The following is a 24,626-nucleotide window of genomic DNA, read 5'->3' as shown; positions in this document are numbered from 1 at the left end:
GCAGGTGCATGGATGCGGCCCTGCGGGGTGGGGTCGTGAGAAACTATGGACGTGAGTACAGTAACCCCTGCCATAAATACGGTCATCCAACGTCAACGCCTGCCCTCGGTGGTCCTCTTTGACCTTGACGGAACCCTTGTGGACCCCGCAGGAGGCATCACCGGCGGCTTGGAATATGCTCTGGCAGCAAAGGGGTTGCCGGTTCCTGGCCCCGACGTGCTCAAGTCGATGATCGGGCCCAAACTTGCTGACGGGCTCATCAATTTTCTGGGTGTTCCTCACGAGCACGTTGACGAGGTCATTGCCGTCTACCGCGGTTGGTACATGGAACACGGTATGGCCATGTCCGTGGTGTATGCGGGCATCGAGAACCTTCTGGTGCAACTAAAAGACGCTGGCGTCTACCTCGCCGTAGCCACGCAAAAACCCGAGCCGCTGGCCAAGGAACTGCTGGCCCTCCACGGACTCGACACATATTTTCACATCATCCGCGGGTCCCATAGTGACGAAAACCTGAGGCCGGGAGACCCCGACTACCGGGCGGGCAAGGCAGAAATCATTGCCGCAGCGCTGGCGGACAGCGCCGCTTTTGCTGCGCTGGATGCCATCCCCGGCACAGACTTGAATACCCGCGCTGACTTGCATACCGGCGCTGTTGTGGACGCCATCATGGTGGGGGACAGGCACCAGGACGTGCACGGTGCCAGCAGTAACGGCATTAACTGCATTGGCGTCGCTTGGGGGTTTGCCGCTGAAGGCGAGCTGGAAGCGGCAGGAGTTGCCGCCGTCGTACATTCCGCAGAGGAACTAGCCGCCCAACTGTCCGGCACAAATGCAGCCAAGGAGGCCGGCCATGGCGCTGTATGACGCAACCCGTCTTCTGACGCGCGGCACTATCGCCACCCTGTGCCGCCCCACGGTTGAAGGCCTCGACAATGTGCCCAAGGACGGGCCTTTCATTGTGGCACCCAACCACCTCTCCTTCTTCGACTCGGTCATTGTGCAGGCACTGACCCCGCGTCCCGTATCCTTCTTCGCCAAGGCTGAATATTTCACGGGCAAGGGCGTCAAGGGCAAACTCATGAAGTCCTTCTTCGAGTCAGTGAATTCCATCCCTGTGGAACGCGGGGAACAAGCTGCGAGCGTGCAGGCGCTCAAAACACTTCTGGAAATCCTGGGTCGCAATGAAGGTGTGGGCATCTACCCCGAGGGCACCCGCTCACGTGACGGCATTTTGTACCGCGGCCGAACCGGTGTGGGCTGGCTGGCTCTCACCACAGGTGCCCCCGTGGTGCCCGTAGGGATTATCGGCACCGAAAAACTGCAACCCGCCGGCAGCAAAGGCTTCCGGCCCGCACGGTTCACGCTGCGGTTCGGCAAGCCGCTGTACTTTGAGAAGACCGGGCCGGACCATTCCCTTCCGGCGCGCCGCCTGGTAACCGACACCATCATGGACGCCATTGCTGAACTGACTAGCCAAGAACGCAGCCCCAAGTACAACCAGAGCCCCAGCATCGAATAGTCCCCAGACGCTCCCACCGCTCGCACGCTCGTGGTGGGGCCCTCGCGTCTGTGGGCCCACCCAGCCTGGTGACACCGCTCGCACGCTCGTGGTGGGGCCCTCGCGTCTGTGGGCCCACCCAGCCTGCTCCCACCGCTCGCGCGCTCGTGGTGGGGCCCTCGCGTCTGTGGGCCCACCCAGCCTGCTCCCACCGCTCGCACGTATCTCGCACAGTACTCGCGTGCGCCTAGGATGGACTTGTGGCAAATCCAGCAACTTACCGGCCCGCACCCGGAGAAATCCCCACGGATCCAGGTGTTTACCGCTTCCGTGACGAACACGGGCGCATCATCTATGTAGGCAAGGCGAAAAACCTCCGCTCCCGCCTGAACTCCTACTTCGCCAATCCGGCCACCCTGCTGCCCAAAACCCACGCCATGGTCCACCACGCAGCGAGCGTGCAATGGACCATTGTGGGCAGCGAGTTGGAAGCCTTGCAGCTTGAATACACGTGGATCAAGGAATTCGCCCCCCGCTACAATCTGGCGTTCCGGGACGATAAAACCTATCCCTACCTAGCCGTCTCTATGAGTGAAAAGTTCCCGCGTGTGCAGGTGATGCGTGGGGAACGGCGCAAAGGAACCCGCTACTTCGGGCCCTACACGGCGGGTGCCATCCGCGAAACCATGGATACCTTGTTGCGCGTCTTTCCTGTACGCAGCTGCAGTGTTGGGGTGCTGCGCCGTGCCGAGCGCAGTGGCCGTCCTTGCCTGCTCGGCTACATCGACAAGTGCGCCGCCCCCTGCGTTGGCCGCATCAGCGTTGAAGAGCATAAGGATCTGGCACAGGACTTCTGTGACTTCATGGGCGGAGAAGCCAAACGCTTCATCAGCACGTTGGAGAAGAAGATGGCTGCCGCCGTGGCCGAGCTCGACTATGAACAAGCCGCCCGGTTGCGCGATGACATCATCGCCCTGAAAAAGGTCTTTGAACGCAACGCTGTGGTGCTGACCGAGGACACCAACGCGGATATTTTCGCCGTCGAACAAGATGAGCTGGAAGCCGCGGTCCAAGTCTTCTATGTCCGTGGTGGACGCATCCGCGGACAGCGCGGCTGGGTGGTTGAAAAAGTTGAGGACGCCACTGATGCCCAGCTTTGGGAACATCTCATGCAGCAAGTTTATGGCGGTGAAGATGCCGAACAAGGTGCCATCCCGCGCCAGATCCTGGTGCCTGAGCTGCCCACAAACCATGAGGAGTTGGCCCAGTGGCTCGCTGGGCTGCGCCAAGGCAAGGTCTCCATCAAAGTCCCCCAACGCGGCGAAAAGGCTGCCCTAATGGATACCGTGCAGGCGAATGCGCGCCAGGCCATGATCTTGCACAAGTCCCGCCGCGCCGGCGACCTGACCACCCGGTCACTCGCGCTGCAAGAGCTGCAGGAAGCCCTTGAACTGCCTATGCCGTTGCTACGGATCGAGTGCTATGACATCTCACACGTCCAAGGCACCAATGTTGTGGCCTCCATGGTGGTGGTCGAAGATGGTCTGGCCAAGAAGAGCGAATACCGCAAATTCGCCATCAACGGTGACGCCGCGATCGACGACACCGCCTCAATGTATGACGTCATCACGCGGCGTTTCCGCAACTATCTGGCGGAAAAGGAACTTCGCGCCCAAGCCGTGGGGACGAGCGGTGAAATTGCGGCCGGTCTAGGGCGCCATGATGGTGGCGCGGGGGCTTTAGTTCACGCTGGTGGGCTTGCTCTGGATGTTGTTGCTGACCCAGGCGGTGACATAGACGAGATGGCCGCCCAGACGCCTAAATCCAAGTTCGCCTACCCGCCCAACCTGGTGGTTGTTGACGGCGGTGTGCCCCAAGTCAATGCGGCCTCGCGCGCCCTAGCAGACCTGGGCATCACGGATGTTGCAGTGGTTGGCCTGGCCAAGCGGCTGGAAGAGGTATGGGTTCCCGAGAGTGATTTCCCGGTCATTCTCCCGCGCTCCTCCGAAGGCCTGTACCTGCTGCAACGCATCCGCGACGAGGCCCACCGATTCGCCATCACCTTCCACCGCGCCAAACGCGGCAAAGCCATGACAGCATCAATCCTGGACACCGTGCCGGGACTGGGTGCAGCCAAGCAGAAAACCCTTCTGGCACACTTTGGCTCTTTGAAGAAGGTGCGGGCTGCCTCGTTAGAGGAACTGGGGCAGGCCAAGGGGATTGGACCCGTGCTCGCTCAGGCCATTCACAACACCGTGGCCGCGCAAGAAAAAGAGCAACCACAGGCACCGGCCGTCAACATGACCACGGGCGAAATTCTCGATTAGCCCACATTTCACTTCGTTCAATGCGGGCCCCGCGGCCAGTAGCGCCAACTGTCCTCCCACATTTCGCTTCGTTCAATGCGGGCCCCGCGGCCAGTAGGCTGGGATGATACTACGTGCACGCCAACAACCGACAGGGAAGAGCAATGACCCAACAGCAAGAACCCACTGCCGCCAACGACAGCGAGCTCACCCCCATCAAGCCTGTGGAATCCGAGCTTCTCGTGGTCACCGGCATGTCCGGTGCCGGACGCAGCACAGCAGCCAACGCGCTGGAAGACCAAGGCTGGTTTGTCATTGAAAACCTCCCACCGCAGATGCTCGCAGCACTGGCCGAGCTTGTCTCACGCATGCCTGCTGCACTTCCCAAGCTCGCCGTGGTGGTTGATGTTCGCGGCAAGGCGCTCTTTGCCGACATCCGGGATTCCCTGAACGCGCTCTCCGCGGCAGGGATCAGCTACCGGGTCCTATTCCTAGACGCCAGTGACGACACGCTGGTGCGCCGATTCGAACAAGGCCGGCGCCCGCACCCGCTCCAAAAGGACGGGCGCATCACCGACGGCATTGCGGCCGAACGGTTGCTCTTGGCCGAAATGAAGGACCAGGCAGAAATGATCCTGGACACCTCCGTCATGAATGTGCACCAGCTGGGCACTGCCGTCACGGAGCTGTTCTCGGAATCAGGTCCCGTGGTTCTGAGCCTGACCATCATGAGCTTCGGCTTCAAGTATGGCCTCCCTGTGGACGCCAACTACGTGGCCGATGTCCGGTTCATTCCCAACCCGCACTGGATACCGCAGCTGCGGCCACTGACCGGGCAGGATGAAGCCGTCAGCAACTTTGTGCTCAACGACAACGGTGCCGAAGACTTCGTGGAGCGGTTTGTGCACATGCTCGAGCCCGTCTTTGATGGCTACCGCCGTGAGAACAAGCACTACGCCACCATTGCTGTGGGCTGTACCGGCGGCAAGCACCGCTCAGTGGCAGTTGCAATTGAGCTCGCCAAACGTCTGAGCCAGCTCCCACGCGTCACCACCAGCATCCGCCATCGTGATCTGGGCAGGGAGTAAGCGTGTACACGGGCATTTTGCCGATCATCCCTTCCGCGAATAAGCTCCCTGCCTCAGATTCAGAGGTCAAAGTTGCTGCGCTGGGTGGCGGGCACGGCTTGGCAGCATCGCTCTCCGCCTTGCGCCTGGTCACGAGTCAAGTCACCGCTGTGGTCACTGTTGCTGACGACGGCGGATCCTCCGGCCGTCTGCGCGAAGAATTGGGTGTCTTGCCGCCAGGGGATCTGCGCATGGCACTGTCCGCCCTGTGCGATGACACGGACTGGGGGAGGACCTGGCGTGATGTCATGCAACATCGCTTTACCTCCCGTGAAGGCGTCAGCGGATCCCTCGATAACCATGCGTTGGGGAACCTGCTCATTGTCACACTCTGGGAATTACTCGGAGACCCCGTAGCAGGGCTGCGCTGGGCCGGGGCGCTGCTAGGGGCCCGGGGTGAAGTGCTGCCCATGGCCAGTGTTCCCCTCACGATTGAAGGCGAGGTGCGCGGCAATGGTGTCCCTGGTGCTCTAATAAGCGGCCAGTCACTGCTCGCCAAAGCCGGTGAAGTGGAAAATGTGCGTCTCGTACCGGAGAACGCCCCAGCCTGCCGTGAGGCTGTCAGCGCAATTCACAACGCAGACTGGGTGATTCTGGGGCCGGGATCCTGGTACACCTCTGTGCTGCCACACCTGCTCCTCCCGGAGATGCGTCAGGCCCTGTGCACCACTCAAGCCAAGCGGCTTATCACCATGAACCTGGACGTCAACGATCAGGAGGCAACCGGCATGAATGCGGCTGATCACCTGCACGTCATTTCCCGGTATGCTCCGGAATTTCGTGTTGACGTGGTGCTGGCTGATCCAGGCTCTATTGGGGACGCCGAAGAGTTCAAGCAAGCAGCCGCAATGATTGGCGCACGGGTGGTGTTCGGTAAGGTGGGAAGTTCAGCGGGCGATGCGGTCCATGACCCGTTGCGGCTTGCAGCGGCCTACCGGGATATCTTTGGTGGTCAGAAATGAACGTGAACAGTGGAGGATGAATCATGGCGCTAACCGCTGCGGTAAAAGAGGAATTGTCCCGGCTTGACGTAAAAAAGTCATCGGTGCGCAAGGCGGAAGTCTCTGCGCTGCTACGCTTCGCCGGCGGCCTGCACATCATCGCCGGCAAGATTGTGATCGAAGCTGAGGTGGACACGGCAGCAACTGCCAGGCGGCTACGCGTTGCCATTGCAGAAATGTATGGTCACCAAAGTGAGATCGTGGTGATCTCAGGAGGTGGCTTGCGCCGCGGAAGCCGCTACGTGGTGCGGGTGGTGCGCGACGGTGAAGCTCTGGCCCGGCAAAGTGGTCTCCTCGACGGAAGGGGACGCCCCGTCCGCGGGCTGCCATCTGCCGTGGTCAATGGCTCCACAGCAGATGCTGAGGCTGTTTGGCGGGGAGCGTTCCTGGCCCATGGCTCTCTGACGGAACCGGGGCGCTCCTCGTCCCTGGAGGTCACTTGCCCCGGACCGGAAGCCGCCCTTGCCCTGGTGGGCGCCGCCCGCCGCCTGGACATTGCCGCGAAGGCCCGCGATGTACGGGGAATTGACCGGGTTGTCATTCGGGACGGCGACACCATCGCTGCACTACTGGTGCGCATGGGCGCCCATGACACTTTTTTGGTCTGGGAAGAACGGCGCATGCGTAAGGAAGTGCGTGCCACAGCAAACCGTTTGGCCAACTTTGACGACGCCAATCTGCGCCGTTCAGCACAGGCCGCTGTTGCAGCCGGTGCCAGGGTGGAACGGGCCTTGGAAATTTTGGGGGAGGACGTCCCTGATCACCTCAAATATGCCGGGGAACTGCGCGTGGCCCACAAACAAGCCAGCCTCGATGAGCTAGGGCGCTTGGCTGATCCGCCGCTGACCAAGGACGCCATTGCGGGACGAATCCGGCGGCTGTTGGCCATGGCCGATAAAAAAGCCAAAGATTTAGGAGTTCCCGGCACTGAGTCCAATGTCACTTTCGACATGCTCGACGGGTGAACGTCCTAGTATGAAAGAGTAGAGGTGAAGTTCGGTCCAGTATGGGCCGCTTTACCGTGCCGGTGCTTTCAGCTGGCAAAAAATATGAAGAATCGCAATGGAGGAACAGTGACTAAGTACACACTTCCGGAACTCAGCTATGACTACGCTGCTCTGGAGCCGAATATTTCCGCCCGCATCATGGAACTGCACCACAGCAAGCACCACGCGGCTTACGTCGCGGGCGCCAACCAGGCACTGGAGCAGCTGGCAGAGGCACGCGAAAGCAACAACTTCGCCAACATCAACAGGTTCTCCAAGGACCTGGCCTTCCACCTCGGTGGTCACACCAACCACTCCATCTTCTGGAACAACCTCTCACCCGAGGGCGGGGACAAGCCCGAAGGCGAGTTGGCCGCAGCGATCGACGACGCCTTTGGCTCCTTCGACGCGTTCCGCGCACACTTCACCGCAGCAGCCATGGGCATCCAGGGCTCCGGCTGGGCGCTGCTGTCCTTTGAAGGCCTCGGTGGAAACATGATCATCGAGCAGCTCTTCGACCAGCAGGGCAACATCCCCGTAGCCACCACGCCGTTGCTGATGCTGGACATGTGGGAGCACGCCTTCTACCTGGACTATGTCAACGTCAAGGCTGACTATGTCAAGGCATTCTGGAACATTGTGAACTGGGCGGATGTGGCCAAGCGCTTTGATGCTGCACGCAAGAACGCAACAGGGCTGATCCTGCCGTAGGCAGTACAAAAACCGTCATGTGTGGCCTGCCCGCAGGGCCCCAAAATGACCAATATATGGACGCCCGCTCCGTAAGATTAACGGAGCGGGTCCCATAGAACGTAATATGTATCACGGTGCACGCTTCACTAGCTGCCCAGTATAAGAATCTCTGCCCAACGTCGTGCGGGAAATAGTGGTTGAAGCTGAACTTCAACCTGTCTACGTGTGCTCAATGGAGCACCAAGGAGAGAGAACAAGTGACTACTCGTATTGGTATCAACGGGTTCGGCCGTATTGGCCGTAACTACTTCCGCGCCGCATTGGCACAGGGTGCAGACATTGAAATTGTTGCAGTAAATGACTTGACCAGCCCCGAAGCCTTGGCTCATCTGCTCAAGTACGACTCCGTGAACGGCCGCCTGTCCGTTTCAGTTGAGGTTGTTGACGGCCACCTCGTTGTTGATGGCAAGACCATCACCGTTTTGGCTGAGCGCGATCCCGCCAACCTTCCTTGGGGCGAGCTTGGCGTTGACATCGTCATCGAATCCACCGGTTTCTTCACCAAGGCCGCTGCCGCACAGAAGCACATTGATGCTGGCGCCAAGAAGGTCCTCATCTCCGCTCCGGCATCCGATGAAGACATCACGATCGTTTTGGGCGTCAACGACGATCTGTACGATCCGGCAACACACCACATCATCTCCAACGCATCCTGCACCACCAACTGCCTGGGCCCGCTGGCCAAGGTCTTGAACGACAACTTTGGCCTGGAGCGCGGTCTCATGACCACCATCCACGCTTACACTGCCGATCAGAACCTGCAGGACGGCCCGCACAGCGATCTCCGCCGTGCCCGAGGTGCTGCCATCAACATGATCCCGACCTCCACCGGTGCCGCCAAGGCTATTGGCCTGGTTCTGCCCGAACTCAAGGGCAAGCTCGATGGCTACGCCATCCGCGTACCCGTCCCCACAGGCTCAGCAACTGACCTGACCGCAACTGTGAGCCGCGAGGTCACCGTTGAAGAAGTCAACGCCGCCTACAAGGCTGCTGCTGCTGAGGGTAAGCTTGCCGGCTACCTGACCTACACCGAAGACCCCATCGTGTCCTCTGACATTGTTGGCGACCCGTCCTCCTCGATCTTCGACTCGGGCTTGACCAAGGTCATCGGCAACCAGGTCAAGGTTGTTTCCTGGTACGACAACGAGTGGGGCTACTCCAACCGCCTGGTCGACTTGACCGAGCTCGTCGCCTCCAAGCTCTAAGGATACGAATGACACTCCACACCCTCAGCGAACTCGTCGATGAAGGTGTCCGCGGGCGGTACGTACTGGTCAGAAGTGACCTGAACGTGCCGCTCGACGGCTCTAACGTCACAGATGACGGACGCATCAAAGCCTCCCTGCCCGTTATTAACGCCCTTGCTGCGGCCGGTGCACGCGTCCTGGTTTGTGCCCATCTGGGCCGGCCCAAGGGCGCCCCGGAAGCCAAGTACTCACTGGCGCCGGCAGTGGCTCGTCTGAGCGAACTGGCTCCCGGACTCAATGCCACGCTCGCTGCCGACACCACCGGCCCCGCCGCCACGGCAGCTGCTGCCGCATTGGCTGACGGTTCGGTACTGGTACTGGAGAATGTGCGCTTTGATGCGCGCGAGACGTCCAAGAACGACGGCGAACGGGCGGCTTTCGCTGCCGAGCTCGCCGCGCTGACGGGGACTAATGGCGCCTATGTAGACGACGCTTTCGGTGCTGTGCACCGCAAGCATGCAAGTGTTTACGACATCGCCAAGGTTCTCCCGTCCTACCAGGGCGATCTGGTGCGTACGGAATTGGAGGTTCTGCGCAAGCTGACCACCGAATCCGAGCGCCCCTACGTGGTTGTCCTGGGCGGATCCAAGGTCTCCGATAAGTTGGCAGTCATTGACAACCTGATTGGCAAGGCTGACTCCATCCTGGTGGGTGGCGGCATGCTGTTCACCTTCCTTGCCGCCCAAGGGCACAAGGTTGGCGCCTCGTTGCTAGAACTTGATCAGATCCCTGTGGTTCAGGACTACCTGGCCCGTGCACAAGCCGCGGGAACGTCCTTTGTTTTGCCCACCGATGTTGTGGTGGCTGCCGGGTTCTCCGCAGATGCCGCCCATGAGGTGGTTGCTGCCCACGCCATCGAAGCCAGCAGCTTTGGTGCAGGCGGGCTTGGCCTGGATATTGGTCCGGAATCCGGGGCAGCCTTTGCCGCCTCTATTTCCGGTGCCAAGACAGTCTTCTGGAACGGCCCCATGGGTGTCTTTGAATTCCCTGCGTTTGCCGCAGGAACCAAAGCAGTAGCCGCAGCCTTGGCCAGCAATACCGGCAATGGCGGCTTCAACGTTGTTGGTGGCGGTGATTCAGCTGCAGCCGTGCGTTCATTGGGCTTTGCTGATGACGCGTTTGGCCACATCTCCACCGGTGGCGGCGCAAGCTTGGAGTTCCTTGAAGGCAAGGAACTCCCCGGTTTGGTTGCACTGGACCGCTAGGCCCACCCGGGTGGTGGCGGGGACTCCTCGCCACCACCCTTTTGTAACGCAAGAAACGAGAGAAGCGATGACTACTTCAACAAACGGCAATTTTGACCGGACGCCGCTGATTGCAGGCAACTGGAAGATGAACATGGACCATGTCCAGGGCATCACCCTCCTGCAAAAACTGGCTTGGACCCTCTCCGACGCCCGCCATGATTTTGACCGGGTGGAAGTTGCCGTCTTCCCTCCCTTCACCGACCTGCGCGGCGTGCAAACCCTAGTTCAGGGAGACAAGCTCAAGCTGGTCTACGGCGGACAGGATCTCTCCGATAAAGATTCAGGCGCCTACACCGGTGACATTTCTGGTGCTTTCCTGAACAAGCTCGGTTGCGCCTATGTGCTGGTTGGCCACAGCGAACGCCGCGAAATTCATGGCGAGAGCGATGCCTTGCTCAACGCGAAGGTTCAGGCAGCGTTTCGCAATAACGTGACACCCGTGCTGTGCGCCGGCGAAGGTCTGGAAATCCGCAAGGCAGGCACCCATGTAGCCCACACACTCGAGCAGATCCGCGGCGGTGTTGCAGGTTTGAGTGCAGAACAGGCCGCACAGCTTGTGATTGCGTACGAGCCCGTCTGGGCCATTGGTACAGGAGAGGTTGCAGGACCGGAGGACGCACAGGAAATGTGTGCTGCTATCCGTGCCGAACTGGCAGAGTTGTTCGGTGCCGAAACAGCTGCCAAGACGCGCCTGCTCTATGGCGGTTCGGTCAAGGCCAACAACGTGGGAGCCATCATGGCCGAGCGCGATGTTGACGGTGTCCTGGTGGGCGGTGCCAGCCTCGATGCCGGCGAGTTTGCCAACATTGCCCGCTTTGAAAACCATCTCGTAACCAAATAGTCCCCACGACCTCCCTCCCGCTCGCAAGCTCGCGGCGGGACCCTCGGTCGTGATGGGCCCATCACGACCCTGGTCCGCTCGCAAGCTCGCGGCGGGACCCTCGGTCGCGTGGGCCCATCAAACCAGTGTCATATGTCGTGTCCATTCGCGTTGAGTGGGTGTACACGGCTAGACTTGGTTGCGGACACAGCCACCGCTGCACGTTGTTGCACGCTTTGGGCTGGTACCGCACACATACTTGAGTTTCACCATCATCATGTTCGAAAGGCCACTCGTGGAAGCACTACAAATCGCCCTGCAGATCCTTTTGGGTGTCACCAGCTTGCTGTTGACCCTGCTGATCTTGCTGCACAAGGGCCGTGGCGGCGGTCTCTCTGACATGTTTGGCGGCGGCATGAGTTCCAACTTGGGCTCATCCGGTGTGGCCGAGCGCAACCTGAACCGCTTCACGGTGGTCCTGGGCATTGTATGGGGCGTGGTCATCATTGGCTTGGGCCTGATCATGTCCTACGGCAACATCGGCGCCTAACCGATCAGCATCAAAGGCAGAAGGTCCCCACCGGCATCACGCTGGTGGGGACCTTCTCTTTTGTTTCCGCTCTGCGCTTCTCTCCCGCGTGGAGCGATGCAGGGCTAGTTTTCGCGGCGCATGAGGGCGCTGGGAACCTTCGCCGCAGCTGCCTCATCTAGCAACCACAAAGTTTTTACCAAGCCCCGAGCACCGGATGCTGGTACCTGAACTTCGTTGGCACCAGCTAGGCCCAATCCCACCGCTGCAGCCTTGTCCGCCCCGGCAGCAACAATCCAGATTTCCTGGGCAGAGTTGATGGTTTCCAGTGTCAATGACACGCGCGACGCCGGTGGCTTGGGTGAGTTGGTTACCCCCACCACAGAGACCCCCTTGGTGCGGATGCCAGCCATATCCGGGAAGAGCGAGGCAATGTGTGCATCCGGTCCCAGACCCAGCAACAAAACATCAAAGCGGGGGACTACGGGCTCCTGCTCTGGTGCGTCGTCGTCCTTTAGCCATTCTGTCTTGGCGGCTGCCGCCAGCTCCGCCGCATACTTCTGAACAGCTTCATCAAGACTGGCCACGGTGTCCGAGGCAGCCATGATGTGAACACGTGCCGGATCAACTGGAATCTGATCCAGCAGAGCCTGAGCCGCTTGGCCGCAGTTGCGGTCTGGTGAATTGGTCTCAACAAAACGTTCGTCACCGAACCAGATGTTGACCTTGCCCCAATCCACTGCCAACCGTGCCGGTGACTTGGCCACTTCGCGCAACGTGGCTATGCCAACGGATCCACCGGTAAGGACCACGGTGGCTTCACCACGATCACCTTGCACATCCAACAACCGTGTGATCAGCCGGGCGGCCGTGGTGGCTGCCAGAACATCAAATGACGGGTGGGGTGTCACGCGCACATTGGAACTCATGCCTGCATTACCTCTTCTTCTGACAATAGCTTTCTCAAGCCGTCGGTGACCACTTCACCAAATACTTCATCGGGATCCAGCCGGCGCAACTCTTCTGCCAGGCAATCCTGCAAGGAACGCCGGGGCAACGCGATGTGCTGGACGGGCTGGCCAGGCTGAGTGAGCACAGCATCGGTGGTGGCGGGGCGGGTCAGCTCCACTGTCCCCTTCAGACGCTCCAAGACGACTGTACGAATACCTGTTCCGCGAGTATCGTCCTTAACGGTGATGGGCACTTCCAATGCCATGTGTAGCCAGGCCGCCAGCAGTAGAGTACTGGGGGAATCAATGGCACCCTCAACATGGATACGGGTAATGGGGTCCGAGGCATCAAAGCCATCCAATGCTGCGGCCAACTGAATGCGCCAATTGGTCAGGCGCGTCCATGCGAGATCGGTGTCACCTGCCGCATAGGTTTGGGCAATATTGCTCAGGGCCGCCCGGGGGTCCGCAGCATTGGCGGAATCAGTGATCCTCCGGTGCGCAATACGTCCCACGGGGGATTCGCTGGGTTTTGCCGGTGCCTGGTTGGGCCACCACGCCACAATGGGAGCGTCAGGGAGCAGCAGGCCGGAGACGAGGGATTCGTTCTCGGCAGCCAACTCGCCATGCCCGTGCAGCACAATGACCTCGGAAGCGCCGGCGTCTCCACCCACCCGGATTTCAGCATCCAACCGTGTGGCAGCCGCTGCTGATCCGGCAGCGAGTACTATGATCCGGCACGGGTGTTCACGGCTGGCGAGGTTGGCTGCTGCAATAGCATCCTCTTCGTTTCCCAGTTCGGTGATGACCACAAGGGTCAACACCCGTCCAAGGGCCACAACGCCACCTTGCTCACGCAGTTTGACGATCATCTTGGTGATCTTGGAGGTAGTTGTGTCAGGCAGGTCAACTATCACGGCCTACGCCACGTCCTTCCATCTTGTTTCAACAATTCATCGGCAGAGGCAGGGCCCCAACTGCCCGGTTCGTAAGGCTCCGGCTGGGTGCCTTCGGCGGCCCAGAACTCCTCGAAGGGATCCAGGATCTTCCACGAGAGTTCAACTTCCTCATGGCGCGGGAACAAGGGAGGTTCACCGAGCAGCACGTCAAGGATGAGCCGTTCATAAGCTTCAGGGCTGGATTCGGTGAATGCGTGTCCGTAACCAAAGTCCATGGTTACATCGCGAACCTCCATTTGAGTGCCGGGCACCTTGGAACCGAAGCGAATCGTCACACCCTCATCCGGCTGGACACGGATCACCACAGCATTCTGGCCGAAGTCATCCTCCGCATGATCAGTGAACAAAAGGTTGGGTGCGCGCTTGAAGACCACAGCGATTTCCGTCACACGGCGGCCCAGCCGCTTACCTGCACGCAAGTAGAACGGCACACCTGACCAGCGCCTGGTGTTGATGTCGAGTCGGAGCGCGGCGAAGGTCTCGGTCATGGAGTCTGCCGGGATGCCCTCTTCTTCCAGGTAGCCCAAAACGTGCTCACCACCTTGCCAGCCGCCGGAGAACTGGCCGCGGGCAGAATGCTTGGACAGGTCCTTGGGCAACTTGACGGCTGCCAGGACTTTTTCCTTCTCGGCCCGCAGATGATCCGCATCAAAGGAGATGGGCTCTTCCATGGCCGTTAACGCCAGCAACTGAAGCAGGTGGTTCTGGATGACATCGCGGGCAGCACCCACGCCGTCGTAATAGCCTGCACGGCCTCCCGTGCCAATGTCCTCCGCCATGGTGATCTGGACGTGATCCACATAATTTGCGTTCCACAAGGGCTCAAAGAACTGGTTGGCGAAGCGTAGCGCCAAGATATTCTGTACCGTTTCCTTGCCCAAATAGTGGTCAATTCGGAAGACGGAGTCAGCGGGAAATACCGATTCTACAATGTTGTTCAGGTCCCGCGCTGAGGAAAGGTTGTGCCCAAACGGCTTTTCAATGACCACCCGGCGCCACGAGGTATCTGCGCTCTGTGCCAGCCCGTGTTCTGAGAGGCGGCGGCAGACAAGCTCAAAAGCCTTCGGCGGGATTGAGAGGTAGAAGGCATGGTTACCGCGCGTGCCACGTGTCCGGTCCAGTTCGGCCAAGGTGTCCTTGAGCCGTTCAAAGGCATCATGGTCATCGAATTCGCCCTGCACGAATCGGATACCTTCGCTCAGCTGGTTCCACACCGCTTCATCAAAGGGCGTACGGCAATGTGCTTCCACTGAGGCCTTGACCTCAGCGGCGAAATCTTCGTCATCCCAGCGGCGGCGGGCAAAGCCCACCAAAGCAAAACTGGGCGGCAACAGGCCGCGGTTGGCGAGGTCATACACGGCTGGCATGAGTTTCTTGCGCGACAAGTCCCCGGTCACTCCAAAGAGCACCAGAGACGATGGGCCCGCAACCCGGGACAGCCGGCGATCGCGGCTGTCCCGGAGCGGGTTTTCATTGTGGTTTGAGGCAGAGGTGGACATCTGTTGGAGAGTAGCCTTATGCGTCTAAGTGGCGGCCAGCAAGTGTGGCTACCGCAGTCTTGAGTTGTGCAACGCCAGCAGCCACATCCAGCAGGTGTAGACGAAGCACGGGGCGTCCGTGATCTGCCAGCACGGCTGCATCACCAGCGGCTTGGGCGGAAATGAGCTCCCCAAAGCTAAACGGTCGGTCAGGAATAGCCAAATCGGTGGTCGCAGCACCCGTGACCTGCAAGAACACGCCAACGGCTGGGCCGCCCTTGTGGAACTGGCCGGTGGAGTGCAGGAAGCGCGGGCCCCAGCCAAAAGTGACAGGGCGTGAGGTCAGCGCGGCGAGGTCATTGCGTACGGATTCCAAGGGGGCGTAAGCCAGCCGGTCCAGGTACGCCTGAACGCTGAGGTAGCCGTCTGCGCCGAGCGTGTCTGCCAAAGCAGTCAGTGCCTGGGGGAGAGTTGCCGCCCCGGCCAGCCATCCGGCGTCGTTGTTTGCGCTGCGAACCTCAACGGCACCATCGGTGAACAGTGCCGCGGTGGCCTCAGGGGTAGCGTCCAGCAAACCACGGGCGGCCTCCTTGGCAGCCTCAACATCAGGCTGGTCAAAAGGATTGATGCCCAGCAGGCGCCCCGCAACAGCAGTGGCGAATTCCCACACCATCATCTGAGCACCTAGATCACCGGCAATACTGACCTCGTTCTCACGAAGTTCGGTCTCGGAATCCCCACCCACCAGCCGGACCACAAGAACATCGGCGGCACCGCTGGTGACCTCGGGGGAGTTCGGATCTGCCACCACGGGCAGCACACCCGTGCCCTGTTTGCCGGTGGACTCGGCGATGAGCTGCTCGGCCCAATCGGCGAAGCCCACAATGCCCGAGCCCTCATCCACGATCACAATCTTGTTGCGCAGCGGCGAGGTACCGCCCAGAGCCGCTCCAAGACGCAGACCGACGTTATCGACGTCGTCATCGCGCAGCATTTCGCCAGCTTCCTCAGCAGAGTTCAGCAGAGCTGAAATGTCAGCCCCGGCCAGGCCCGAAGGCACCAGGCCAAAAGCGGTCAGGCCCGAGTAGCGTCCGCCCACATTGGGATCTGCGTTGAAAACCTTGCGGTAACCGGCTTCGCGTGCAGCGCCATCCAGGGGAGAACCCGGATCGGTCACAATGATGATGCGGGACTTGGCGTCAATGCCGGCGGCCGTGAACTCCTGTTCGAAGATGCGGCGCTGGGAATCTGTTTCCAGCGTTGATCCCGATTTGGAGGAGACCACAATGGCTGTGGTAGTCAGGCGGTCGCTGACAGCTGCCCGGACCTGGTCAGGATCGGTGCTGTCCAGGACGGTGAGTTCCACGCCTGCTGTGGCCGTAATGACCTCAGGAGCCAGTGAAGATCCGCCCATGCCGCACAGCACAAAGTGGTTAATGCCCTCCGCACGCAATTCCTCACGCAAGGCAGTGATCTCTTCGAGCAGAGGTGCGCTAACCTCAGGCGCTTCTACCCAGCCAAGACGAATTGCAGACTCAGCCTCGGCTTCTCGACCCCACAACGTGGCATCCTTAGCGAAGATCCGTGAGGCAACTTGGTCTGCCACCAGTGTCAGCAGCTGGCTGGCTCCAGCGTCCTTTGCGGCGCCTGTGGCCGCGAATGCCAATGATGTCATGGCGGTTAGCCTTCCGAACCGGCAGCGTCAAGGGCGTCCTGAACATGGTTCAAGAGTTCCTTCCAGCTGGCAACGAACTTGTCCAGACCTTCAGTTTCAAGCAAAGCTACAACCTCGTTGTAGGAGATGCCCAGGCGCTCGAGCTGGTTCAGCAGCGCGTTGGCATCTTCGTAGGTGCCGGTGATGGTGTCACCTGTGACAACGCCGTGATCGAACGTGGCGTCCAGGGTCTTCTCCGGCATGGTGTTGACCACGTTGGTGGCTACCAGTTCGGTGACATACAAGGTGTCGGGGTAGGCCGGGTTCTTCACACCGGTGGAGGCCCAGAGGGGGCGCTGGGGGAGTGCGCCGGCGTCGGCCAGCAAGGCCCAACGCTCGGAGGAGAAGATCTCCTCGAAGACCTGGTACGCCAGGCGGGCGTTGGCGAGGCCAGCCTTACCCTTGAGGGCAGCTGCTTCTTCGGTGCCCAGGGCGTCCAGGCGGCCGTCGATTTCCAGGTCTACGCGGGATACGAAGAAGGACGCCACCGAATGGATATCAGCCAAGTTGTGACCGTTGGCCTTGGCCAGTTCAAGCCCACTCAAGAATGCGTTGACAACGGCCCGGTAGCGCTCCAGTGAGAAGATCAACGTGACGTTGACGCTAATGCCTTCACCCAAGGTTGCCGTAATTGCTTCCAAGCCTTCCAATGTTGCGGGGATCTTGATGTAAACGTTGCTCTTGTTGACCTTGGCGTAGAGGCGCTTGGCCTCGGCGAAGGTGCCTTCGGTATCCCACGCTTTGCGGGGGTCAACCTCGATCGAGACACGGCCATCAACACCCTTGGTTGCGCTGGCAATGGGGGCGAACAGATCGCAACCGTCGGCAACATCGGAGGTGGTGATCTCAAAGACAGCGTCTTCGGCGCCAATACCGGCTGCCGAGAACTTCTTCAGCTCTGCCTGGTAGTCATTGCTCTTGGTGATGGCGGCTTCAAAAATGCTGGGGTTGGTGGTCACACCAACAACGTTCTTCTCCTCGATGAGCTTGGCCAAGCTACCGCTGTTGAGGCGGTCGCGGGACAGGTCATCTAGCCAGATGGAGACGCCAGCGGCGGAGAGTGCGGCAGTGGGAGTTGAATTCGTCATTTTGCTACTTCCTTGAGGTGAAGGCCCTGCATCTATCAGCACTGCAGGCGAGATAATCTATTCCCGCTGCCGCCGGTGCGAACCGACGGCAGCGGGCAAAATGGTGTGATGCGGTGTGGGGAGCTGCAAGAACAGCGCCCCCACACCGCAGGGAACGGCTTCGCCGCTTAGGCGCTGGCCGCAGCGATGGAGTCCTTGGCAGCAGCCGTGACTGCTTCCGTAGTGATGCCGAACTTTTCAAACAAAACCTTGTAATCAGCGGAGGCGCCGAAGTGTTCCAGAGAGATGGAGCGGCCAGCATCGCCAACAAATTCACGCCAGCCAAGAGCAAGGCCGGCTTCAACAGAGACACGAGCCTTGATACCGGCAGGCAGAACTGAATCCCGGTATTCGGGGCTCTGAGCCTTGAACCACTCCACACATGGCATGGAGACAACGCGGGCAGCAATGCCCTGCGCAGCCAAAGCCTCACGGGCCTCAACGGCCAGCTGGACCTCGGAACCCGTAGCGATCAAGATGACCGCAGGGGTAACCACGGCGCCGTTGGACACAGCTTCGGCCAGGACGTAGCCGCCCTTGGCCACTAGATCCGCAGAGGCGAAATCGGTGGCAGTGGCTGCTCCCGTGCCGCGCACGTAGGTGGGGATGTTCTGGCGAGTCAACACAATACCGGCAGGGTTCTCCGTGGTCTCCAAGATCTTCTTCCAGGAGGCCGAGACCTCGTTGGAGTCACCGGGGCGCACCACATCCAGGCCCGGGATGGCGCGCAAGCTCGAGAGCTGCTCCACAGGCTGGTGGGTGGGGCCGTCCTCGCCCAGGCCAATGGAATCGTGCGTCCAGACATAAATGGACGGTACCCCCATGAGGGCTGAGAGGCGGATGGCCGGGCGCTGGTAGTCGCTGAAGATCAAGAACGTACCGGAGAAGGCACGAGTGGGCCCGCTCAGGTGGATGCCGTTCACAATAGAGGCGGCAGCGTGCTCACGGATACCAAAGTGCAAAACACGGCCGTAGGGGCCACCGGACCAGGTCTCGGTCTGCTTGGAGGCGGGCACAAAAGAGCCGGTGCCTTCAATGGTGGTGTTGTTCGAACCTGCCAGGTCACAGGAACCACCCCAGAGCTCGGGGAGGACACCGCCAATGGCGTTCAAGACCTTGCCGGAGGCTGCACGGGTTGAAACATCCTTGCCGCCTTCAAAGACCGGCAGGTTTTCTTCCCAGCCGGCCGGCAGTTCCTTCTTTTCAATGCGTTCGAGCAGGGCAGCATTCTCCGGGTTTGCCTCGGCCCAGGCAGTGAAGCTGGTGTTCCACTCTTCGTGGGTGGCAGCGCCCCGCTCGAGCAACTGGCGGGTGTGATCCAAGACGGCGGGTTCCACAGCGAAGTGCTGTTCGGGATCAAAGCCCAGAGCTTCCTTGACGGCAGCAACTTCGGCTGCGCCCAGAGCGGAGCCGTGGATGGCTCCCGTGTTCTGCTTCTTGGGGGCCGGGTAGCCGATGATGGTGCGCAGTGAGATCAGTGAGGGCTTGGTTGTCTCTGCCTTCGCTGCTGCCAGGGCGCCATGCAATTCTGCAACGTCTTCTACGTATTCACCGGTCTTGGTCCAGTCCACCCGCTGGACATGCCAGCCGTAGGCCTCGTAGCGCTTGAGTACATCTTCGGAGTAGGCGATGTTGGTGTCATCTTCAATGGAGATGTGGTTGGAATCGTACACAACAACCATGTTGCCCAGTTCCTGGTGGCCGGCAAGGCTGGACGCTTCGCTCGTGACGCCTTCTTGGAGATCACCATCAGAGGCAATAACCCACACAGTGTGGTCGAAGGGGCTGGTGCCGGGGGCTGCTTCGGGATCGAGCATGCCGCGCATACGGCGCTGCGAGTAGGCGAAGCCCACTGCTGATGCCAGGCCCTGGCCCAACGGTCCGGTGGTGATTTCCACGCCGGCCGTGTGCTTGTATTCGGGGTGCCCGGGGGTCAAGGAACCCCAGGTACGCAGGGCTTCTAAGTCAGAGAGCTCCAGACCGTAACCGGAGAGGAACAGCTGTACATAAAGTGTCAGCGAGGTGTGACCGGGGGAAAGAATGAAGCGGTCGCGGCCAATCCAATCGGGGTTCTTGGGATCAATCCGCATGACCTTTTGGAAGAGCAAGTATGCTGCAGGGGCCAAAGACATGGCCGTTCCGGGGTGGCCGTTGCCGACCTTCTCTACGGCGTCAGCGGCCAAAATGCGTGCGGTGTCCACTGCGCGCTGGTCGGTGGCGGTCCATGTGAACGTTGGCAAATCCAGATTTGACACTGACAGGTCCCTCTCGTTAGGGGCATAAATAGGGCAGGTACGGTCCAAGCCGTCCGGTCGGTCAACCGAAGTTTTCCGGCCCTCTCTGGCAGGTCCGCCCTGCGTCATCGCATTAAAGTAATTCCCAGCTTAGTCCTATGGGTGGTTCAGACCACTATAAATTCCAAGCCGTCAGGATTTTCTAAAGCTACACGATATAGCGGCGGGGGGTGTGATTCATTTTCACATGTTGCGAGAACGCGGCGTAAACTTGGACATTCGCTATTTTCACGCTGCACCCGCTCAAGCGGCTATGATTGAGCAAAGGTTAAACGCGCCCGCGGCTTCTACGCGCGCAGGCACGGTGCCACCGTTGATAAGTCGGTGCACTAACTGCCGGTCAGGATTCGCCGGCACAGATACAACAATGAAAACATGGTGACATTTCTCGTGAGTGCGACACATACCCCAACAACGCAGGCTTCGGCCAAAGTTGCGGTGAGCTTTTCGGACAAGGCCAAGGGGTATGTGGCGCTGACCAAGCCCCGGGTTGTGGAGCTTCTTCTGGTCACAACCCTGCCCACCATGTTTTATGCGCAGGGCTTTTCCGGCCAGGGCGGGGTTCCCGGCCTGTGGCTCATGGTCGCCACCATGGTGGGCGGTGCACTGGCTGCCGGTGCTGCCGGTGCCTTCAACTGCTACATTGACCGCGACATTGACAAGGTGATGAACCGAACCTCCAAGCGCCCCCTCGTGACGGGTGTCATCACCCCGCGTGAAGCGCTCATTTTCTCCTGGATTTTGACGGTTGTTGCTGTGGCGATGTTGTGGAGCGTCAACCCGCTCACCGGTATGTTGGGGATCGGTGCCATCTTCGTGTACGTGGTGGTCTACTCCCTCATCCTCAAGCGCCGCACCTCCCAGAATATTGTTTGGGGTGGGGCTGCCGGATGCTTCCCCGTCCTTATTGCGTGGGCGGCCGTGACTAACTCCGTGCAGTGGCCGGCCATCATCTTGTTCATGGTCATTTTCCTCTGGACCCCGCCGCATTACTGGCCCTTGTCTATGCGGTACAGCGACGATTACAACGCCGTCAACGTGCCCATGCTCGGTGCCGTGGCGGGGTCACGCACGGTGGCCGTCCAGGTAGTTCTCTACACCTGGGCCATGGTGGCGTGTTCGCTGCTCATGATTCCACTCGGTGGCGCAGGAATTGTCTACACCGTTGCGGCTCTGGGAGCCGGCGCCTGGTTCTTGTACGAGGCCCACACCCTCTACAGCAACTCGAAGAAGGACCTCGTCACCAAGAAGAATGCCATGAAGGTTTTTCACGTTTCTATCAGCTACTTGACGCTGCTGTTCCTGTCCCTGGCAGTAGATCCCTTTGTTGGTTCCGCACTCATGCGCTAAGTGACACTGGTCCTTTTACGCACGTCTTCACACGCACGTACATATAACGGCCGGCGCCTCCCACTAGGGAGGCTCCGGCCGTTATAGCTTAAGCACTGCCGCGCACGGGAACTGGTCGGATCACACGCACGCGGTGAGCGTGGCTCGCGCCCAACACCGCTCGAGAGTCCTGCCGCTACAACCCAGGCCTGGCAGGGTAGTGGCGGCCTAAGCGGCCTAGGTGACCTAAGCGGTCAAGGCGTGTGACTGTGCCGAAGGGAGCACAAAAGAGGCCGGCCACCTCAAGGAGAAGGTGCCGGCCGCCGTCGTGCATGGCTGGTTAAGGAGGTGCAGGGGTGGCGCAGTGAGGCCTAGGCCGCCACAGAATTCTTGCCTCGGCGCAGTGCCACGTCCACCATGTTGGTGGCAACGCTGAGCATGAGGGAGGCGCCCAACATGTGGACAATCACGAGCAGGATCGGGATGCCTGTGAAGTACTGCCAGTAGCCAATGAAGCCTTGGAAAAGTACCGAGACGAACAACAGCAGGGCCGCATTGCGCACAACACTGTCCTTGCCGTTGCGCCACAGAAGGATGACCAGCACAAGGGCAGTTGCTACGAGAACATAGACGGGGACAGCGTGCAGGCGCGTGACAAAGTAGCCGTTGAGTTCCATGCGCGGTGACGTGGAATCGCCCGAGTGCGGACCGGAGCCGGTGACCAGGGTGCCCAGGATTACTGCAAGGTAGCTGGCGATGGCGGCAATAACGCTGAGCTGACGGACCAGCGGCCGGGCGCGCGCAATGGTAGTAGGCCCCGTAACACCGGTTCGCCCGTAGCATCTGTTGACAAGCAGCATGGAGACCACAACGAGCGCGGCCGAGACCAGGAAGTGCAGGCTCACCACGTAGGGATTCAGGCCTGTCAGCACGGTGACACCACCAATGATGGCCTGGGCGGGGATGACGGCCAGCAGGCCAAACGCCAGCCAAAACAGGTCCTTGCGCTCCTTGCGCAGATTCCACAGCATGATCAGCAGGACCAGCCCCACAGCGGCCAAGGCGAAAGTCAGCGTGCGGTTCACGAACTCGATGAGGCCGTGAATGCCCATTTCCGCCGTATTGGTCAAGGAATCAGCCGTGCATTTGGGCCAGGTGGGGCAGCCCAGGCCGGAGCCTGTGACTCGGACAACGCCGCCCGAGACAATCAGGATGCCCTGGCCAATCAGGGATGCCACGCTTAGCCGCTTGATGGCGGGCGTGAGCGTGCTCGGCAGCTTTTGGGTAAAGTTGCGCAGGGCTGTTACGGTGCTGCTTTGACTCACTTCAGTGACGCCTTTCAATTCCATTTGAACCATTTGACGGCGGCAATGGCGGCTGCCACACCCCATGCCAACAAAACAAGGAGCCCCCACAGATCGAGGCGGCTTTCAATCAGTGCCGCACGCATTAAATTGCCCAGGGCTCCTGAGGGCAGCCACTGCACAATTCCATCAAGAGAGCTGGAGAACTTTGCCGCGGGCAGTACAATCCCGCCAAGGGCGGCAAACAATATCCACCCGAGGTTGGTGATGGCCAGAGTCGCCTCGGGGCGCACGGTGCCGGCGATCAGTAGACCCAAGGCAGTGAACGCGGCTGCGCCTAGGATCAACAGGGGGATGCCCAGCAGCACACCTATCAGGGGCGGACGCCAGCCCATGAATGCGGCCACCGCTGAAATGAGAACCACCTGCAGGGCCAGCGAAACGAGCACGGCAATGACTTTGCCGGCAATGAGCCCGCCCTTGCCCAGCGGTGTTGTGGACATGAACCGCAGCACACCGTAGCGCCGATCAAAGCCTGTGGCGATGCCCTGGCCGGTGAAGGCTGTGGACAAGGCGCAGAGCGCAAGGATGCCGGGTGCGGCGATGGCAACGCGAGGGTGGCCCATGCCATCGAGCAGGGGAGTGAACACCAAGGCTAAGAGCCCGAGCAGGGGCATCACCACCATGAGGACCAGCTGTTCGCCGTTGCGCAGCATGGTGCCGGCCTCGTACCTGCCCTGGTTCAGGATTCGCCTAGCTAGTGTGGCGGGTTGTGCCGGAGCGGCATTGTGGAAAAGCGTGCTCATGAAATTCCCATGGTCTGCGGGTTGGTTTCGGAGGAGGCGGGGGCCTGTGGCATGGATCCCTCGGAGATGGCCAAAAAGACGTCTTCCAGGGATTGGGAGGCCAGGTGTACGGAGGTCGGCATGACGTCCAGACGCTGACACCAAGAACCAAAACGGGCCAGATCTGATGGCTCCAACTGGCCGGAGAGGACATAGCTGCCGGGACGGGTCTCGGTGCATTCCAGCTGCGGCCGTAGCAGTGCAGTCACATCCAGGCGTGGTGATGCCTCAAAGGTCATGGCGCGGTGTCTCAGTGATTCCGTGGAGGTTTGAAGTAGTTCCTGGACGGTTCCGCTGGCTACTGATTCACCCTTGTCTACGATGTAAACGTAGTCGGCGAGGCGTTGCGCGTCGTCAAGGAGGTGCGTGGTGAGAATAATGGCTTTACCTGCATCGCGCAGCTCGCGGATCAGCTCAAAGACCATGATGCGTGAGGCAGGGTCAAGGCCCGCGCTGGGCTCATCCAAAAACAAGACCTCAGGGTTCCCCAGGAGGCTGGCGGCGAGAGCCACGCGTTGCTTCTGGCCGCCGGACAGGCGGCGGATGGAGGTGTCGGCAAACTCACTAATCCCGAGCCGGTCCACCAGTGCATCAACTGGGAGCGGGGTCGCGTAGAGGCCAGCCACATGATGCAGCAAGGCGACGGGCCGGGCGGCAGGTGGCAGTCCGCCGTCTTGGAGCATCACACCAACTCTGGCGCGTAGTCCGGCGTCGGCCGTTTCAGGGTCCTGGCCTAGGAGGGAAATCTGGCCTCCGGTCCGTGTTTGCAGGCCTTGTGCACATTCAATCGTGGTGGTTTTTCCGGCACCATTTGCGCCGAGTAATGCCGTTACCTGACCAAAGTGGGCCGTGAGGCTAATATTGGAAACTACGCGCTTCATCCGGCCATCTAATGCGGGTACGGGCCCAACGTCTTTGATAAGCCCGCGGATGATCAGGGCAGGGTTTAGTGTCTTTCTCACGCGGCCATTGTACGCGAAGCAATTGGGAGCTTTGCCGGGAGCGTTGATTTTCCGCACCGTGGAACCCGCCGTGGGTAGGCTCACCTTAGTGGCAGTGACTCCTCAATTACGGCATACTTGTCTTATCTAATGGTGTGCGAAATATCG

21 protein-coding genes are annotated in these 24,626 nt (G+C 60.3%); 12 read left to right on the top strand and 9 right to left on the bottom strand.

The genetic code is table 11. The features are described from left to right. The first annotated feature begins 51 nt into the window (after positions 1 to 51). The 11 genes from ABIB48_RS02820 (at position 52) to secG (ending at position 11,538) form a co-directional block, all read left to right on the top strand. Positions 52 to 867, top strand: coding sequence for an HAD hydrolase-like protein (locus ABIB48_RS02820; protein ID WP_354211849.1), 816 nt, complete (start codon positions 52 to 54; stop codon positions 865 to 867). Further along, positions 854 to 1,522, top strand: a complete 669-nt coding sequence (locus tag ABIB48_RS02815; RefSeq protein ID WP_110106956.1) for a lysophospholipid acyltransferase family protein — start codon at positions 854 to 856, stop codon at positions 1,520 to 1,522. Before ABIB48_RS02820 ends, ABIB48_RS02815 begins: the two co-directional genes overlap by 14 nt. 239 nt (positions 1,523 to 1,761) lie before the next feature. After that, positions 1,762 to 3,828: an excinuclease ABC subunit UvrC gene (uvrC, locus tag ABIB48_RS02810; RefSeq protein ID WP_354211846.1), complete on the top strand. Its 2,067-nt coding sequence runs from the start codon at positions 1,762 to 1,764 to the stop codon at positions 3,826 to 3,828. Between the two features lie 143 nt (positions 3,829 to 3,971). Then, complete coding sequence (rapZ, locus tag ABIB48_RS02805) at positions 3,972 to 4,895, top strand: RNase adapter RapZ (RefSeq protein WP_110106954.1); 924 nt, start codon at positions 3,972 to 3,974, stop codon at positions 4,893 to 4,895. 2 nt (positions 4,896 to 4,897) lie between these two features. After that, positions 4,898 to 5,896 (top strand): gluconeogenesis factor YvcK family protein, encoded by a 999-nt coding sequence (locus ABIB48_RS02800; protein ID WP_110106953.1) that lies wholly within the window; start codon positions 4,898 to 4,900, stop codon positions 5,894 to 5,896. Positions 5,897 to 5,919: 23 nt separating this feature from the next. Further along, positions 5,920 to 6,900: a DNA-binding protein WhiA gene (whiA, locus tag ABIB48_RS02795; RefSeq protein WP_110106952.1), complete on the top strand. Its 981-nt coding sequence runs from the start codon at positions 5,920 to 5,922 to the stop codon at positions 6,898 to 6,900. Positions 6,901 to 7,008: 108 nt separating this feature from the next. Beyond that, entirely contained in the window at positions 7,009 to 7,632 is a 624-nt protein-coding gene (locus ABIB48_RS02790; protein ID WP_110106951.1) for a superoxide dismutase, read from the top strand. Positions 7,633 to 7,871: 239 nt separating this feature from the next. Continuing rightward, a complete protein-coding gene (gene gap, locus ABIB48_RS02785; protein ID WP_315913766.1) occupies positions 7,872 to 8,879 on the top strand; it encodes a type I glyceraldehyde-3-phosphate dehydrogenase in 1,008 nt (335 codons plus the stop codon). Between the two features lie 8 nt (positions 8,880 to 8,887). Then, entirely contained in the window at positions 8,888 to 10,126 is a 1,239-nt protein-coding gene (locus ABIB48_RS02780) for a phosphoglycerate kinase (RefSeq protein WP_354211842.1), read from the top strand. A gap of 67 nt (positions 10,127 to 10,193) precedes the next feature. Then, complete coding sequence (gene tpiA, locus ABIB48_RS02775) at positions 10,194 to 11,009, top strand: triose-phosphate isomerase (RefSeq protein WP_315913768.1); 816 nt, start codon at positions 10,194 to 10,196, stop codon at positions 11,007 to 11,009. A 256-nt stretch (positions 11,010 to 11,265) separates the two neighbouring features. Then, positions 11,266 to 11,538 carry a preprotein translocase subunit SecG gene (gene secG / locus ABIB48_RS02770; RefSeq protein ID WP_218868251.1) on the top strand — a complete coding sequence of 91 codons (273 nt, stop codon included), beginning with the start codon at positions 11,266 to 11,268 and terminating at the stop codon, positions 11,536 to 11,538. Positions 11,539 to 11,642: 104 nt separating this feature from the next. On the opposite strand, the gene pgl is transcribed toward secG, so the two are convergent. The 6 genes from pgl to tkt all read right to left on the bottom strand — a co-directional run bounded on the left by pgl (position 11,643) and on the right by tkt (position 20,000). Next, positions 11,643 to 12,446 (bottom strand): 6-phosphogluconolactonase, encoded by an 804-nt coding sequence (pgl, locus tag ABIB48_RS02765; RefSeq protein ID WP_110106947.1) that lies wholly within the window; start codon positions 12,444 to 12,446, stop codon positions 11,643 to 11,645. Further along, on the bottom strand, positions 12,443 to 13,384 hold the full coding sequence (locus ABIB48_RS02760) for a glucose-6-phosphate dehydrogenase assembly protein OpcA (RefSeq protein ID WP_354211839.1): 942 nt from the start codon (positions 13,382 to 13,384) through the stop codon (positions 12,443 to 12,445). Before ABIB48_RS02760 ends, pgl begins: the two co-directional genes overlap by 4 nt. Then, complete coding sequence (gene zwf / locus ABIB48_RS02755; protein WP_354211837.1) at positions 13,381 to 14,925, bottom strand: glucose-6-phosphate dehydrogenase; 1,545 nt, start codon at positions 14,923 to 14,925, stop codon at positions 13,381 to 13,383. The genes ABIB48_RS02760 and zwf overlap by 4 nt, the downstream gene beginning before the upstream one ends. A 16-nt stretch (positions 14,926 to 14,941) precedes the next feature. Further along, a complete protein-coding gene (locus tag ABIB48_RS02750; protein WP_354211835.1) occupies positions 14,942 to 16,579 on the bottom strand; it encodes a glucose-6-phosphate isomerase in 1,638 nt (545 codons plus the stop codon). A 5-nt stretch (positions 16,580 to 16,584) separates the two neighbouring features. Further along, entirely contained in the window at positions 16,585 to 17,706 is a 1,122-nt protein-coding gene (gene tal / locus ABIB48_RS02745) for a transaldolase (RefSeq protein ID WP_354211833.1), read from the bottom strand. Positions 17,707 to 17,873: 167 nt separating this feature from the next. Next, on the bottom strand, positions 17,874 to 20,000 hold the full coding sequence (gene tkt / locus ABIB48_RS02740) for a transketolase (protein ID WP_245932248.1): 2,127 nt from the start codon (positions 19,998 to 20,000) through the stop codon (positions 17,874 to 17,876). Positions 20,001 to 20,417: 417 nt separating this feature from the next. Between tkt and ABIB48_RS02735 the strand changes: the two genes are divergently transcribed. Beyond that, positions 20,418 to 21,389, top strand: coding sequence for a heme o synthase (locus tag ABIB48_RS02735; protein WP_110106998.1), 972 nt, complete (start codon positions 20,418 to 20,420; stop codon positions 21,387 to 21,389). 350 nt (positions 21,390 to 21,739) lie between these two features. Here ABIB48_RS02735 and ABIB48_RS02730 read toward each other — a convergent pair whose 3' ends face one another. Genes ABIB48_RS02730 through ABIB48_RS02720 form a run of 3 tightly spaced genes read right to left on the bottom strand, consistent with a single transcriptional unit; the run spans position 21,740 to position 24,479 of the window. Further along, positions 21,740 to 22,693: a COX15/CtaA family protein gene (locus ABIB48_RS02730; protein ID WP_354211831.1), complete on the bottom strand. Its 954-nt coding sequence runs from the start codon at positions 22,691 to 22,693 to the stop codon at positions 21,740 to 21,742. A 14-nt stretch (positions 22,694 to 22,707) separates the two neighbouring features. Beyond that, entirely contained in the window at positions 22,708 to 23,478 is a 771-nt protein-coding gene (locus tag ABIB48_RS02725; protein ID WP_110106940.1) for an ABC transporter permease, read from the bottom strand. Further along, positions 23,475 to 24,479 carry an ABC transporter ATP-binding protein gene (locus tag ABIB48_RS02720; protein WP_110106997.1) on the bottom strand — a complete coding sequence of 335 codons (1,005 nt, stop codon included), beginning with the start codon at positions 24,477 to 24,479 and terminating at the stop codon, positions 23,475 to 23,477. Before ABIB48_RS02720 ends, ABIB48_RS02725 begins: the two co-directional genes overlap by 4 nt. Between the last annotated feature and the right edge of the window lie 147 nt (positions 24,480 to 24,626).

This window comes from Arthrobacter sp. UYCu511, assembly GCF_040547105.1.
Classification (GTDB): domain Bacteria; phylum Actinomycetota; class Actinomycetes; order Actinomycetales; family Micrococcaceae; genus Specibacter; species Specibacter psychrochitiniphilus.
The sequence above is the reverse complement of the archived record's forward strand: the minus strand, read 5'-3'. Positions and strand labels throughout refer to the sequence as shown.